This window comes from Mesorhizobium sp. M7A.F.Ca.CA.001.08.2.1 (assembly GCF_003998455.1).
Classification (GTDB): domain Bacteria; phylum Pseudomonadota; class Alphaproteobacteria; order Rhizobiales; family Rhizobiaceae; genus Mesorhizobium; species Mesorhizobium ciceri.
In genome coordinates this window covers 1-1,791 of record NZ_RZPW01001015.1, presented here as the reverse complement: position 1 = coordinate 1,791, position 1,791 = coordinate 1, and the positions used below count along the sequence as shown (strand labels likewise).

The window sequence follows — 1,791 nt, the reverse complement described above, 5'->3', positions numbered from 1 at the left end:
CCGGACATGGCCAGACAGACCTGCTGCTGGCGATCTTTAGCGGGGCATCGCGCGCCCGGACCCTCAGCGGACTGGCGGCGGGCTTGGCGGCAGCGATTTGCGCCGCGATCTTCTGGCGCGCCTCCGCGCCGCCCATCGCCGTCACCAGCCGGTCGCGGTCGAATGCATCCGCGGCGTCGGCGACAACCACCTTGCCGTCGCGCATCACCACGATGCGGTCGGCGTTGCGCAGCACCTCGCCCAGCACATGCGAGATCAGGATGCAGCTTTTGCCGCCGGCGACGAAGCGGCGCACGAAGGCCAGCAACTGGCCGGCTGTGTGCGCGTCGAGCGACGATGTCGGCTCGTCGAGGATGACGAGGTCGAGCCGGTCCTGGGTGACCGTGAAGGCGCGCGCCACCTCGACCATCTGACGCCGGCCGATCGACAGGTCGGCGACGATGTCCGACGCCGAGATGCTGTGGCCCGGAAAGATCTCGTCGAGCTTGGCGGCAATCAGATCCGCCGCCTTTCGCCGCCAACCGAAGCCGCGCAGCGACGCGTGGTTGATGCGTGTGTTCTCGGCGACGCTGAGATTGGGGCACAGCGACAGCTCCTGGAAGACGCAGCGTATGCCGAGCTGCTGCGCCCGCGACACCGAATAATTGTCCTCGATGGCGCCATGCACGCCGATCTGTCCGCTGTCGGGAACCAGCGTGCCCGCCACCATGTGCATCAGCGTCGATTTGCCGGCGCCATTGTGGCCGACGAGGCCGACGCACTCGCCGGGGCCGACGTGAAAATCCACGCCGGCCAGAGCGCGAACGGCGCCGAAATGCTTTTCGGCGCCGTTCAGTCTGATGATGTCAGCGTTATCCCTGGGCATGCTCAACGATACTCGCTTGGCTATACGGACGGCAACGCTGGCCGACACTCACTTGATGTTGGCTTTGATGGCCGCGATCGCGTCTTCCTGCGTGTATTCGTGGCTGGCGACGCCGCCCTTGGGGATCTTTGGCAGCTCGGCCTCGAAATCGTCCTGGGTGAAGGCCAGATACGGCACCAGCAGGTCATGCGGGATGTCGGTGCGGCCGTCGAGCACCTGCTGCGCCACCCAGAAGGCGAGCGACGACACGCCGGGCGCGATCGACGCCGACCAGGTCTGGTAGCCGTCCTTGTCCTTCTGCTCCTTCCACCACTGCAACTCGTCCTGGCGGTTGCCCATGATGATGGTCGGGCGCGGCTTGCCAGCGGCGGCGAAGGCCTGTGCGGCGCCGTAACCGTCGCCGCCCTGGTCGACGACGCCGACGATGTCGGGCAGCGACGGCAGGATGGTCGCCACCGCCTTTTGCGCCGTCGTCTGGTCCCAGTCGCCGGTCACCGAACCGACGATCTTGAACTCGGGATGGGCGGCGACGCCTTCGAGGATGCCGGCATGGATGGCATCATCAATCGAGGTGCCGGCAAGGCCGCGGATTTCAAGCAGATTGCCGCCCTTGGGCTGGAACTTGGCCATCTGCTCGACTTCCTGCTTGCCCATGTCCTTGAAGTCGACGACGACGCGGTAGGCGCAAGGCTCGGTCACGGTGCCATCGAAGGAGACGACGACGATGCCGGCATCGCAGGCCTGCTTGATGGCGCCGTTGAGCGCATCCGGCGAGGCAGCGTTGATGACGATCGCGTCATAGCCCTGCAGGATCAGGTTCTGCACCTGCGCCGCTTGCGTCGGCACCTCCTTGTCGGCGGTGGTGAAGATGTCGGCCGCGCCGACCACTTTGTCGGCGACCGCCTTCTTGGTGACGATGCCATAGC

2 protein-coding genes are annotated in these 1,791 nt (G+C 66.2%); both read right to left on the bottom strand.

The window, feature by feature from the left end; all coding sequences use genetic code 11:
- On the bottom strand, positions 1-865 hold an 865-nt coding region (locus EN914_RS34175; RefSeq protein ID WP_164779127.1), incomplete at its 3' end, for an ATP-binding cassette domain-containing protein.
- A 48-nt stretch (positions 866-913) separates the two neighbouring features.
- Positions 914-1,791 (bottom strand): substrate-binding domain-containing protein (locus EN914_RS34170; RefSeq protein WP_127389626.1); only part of this gene is annotated, 878 nt, incomplete at its 5' end.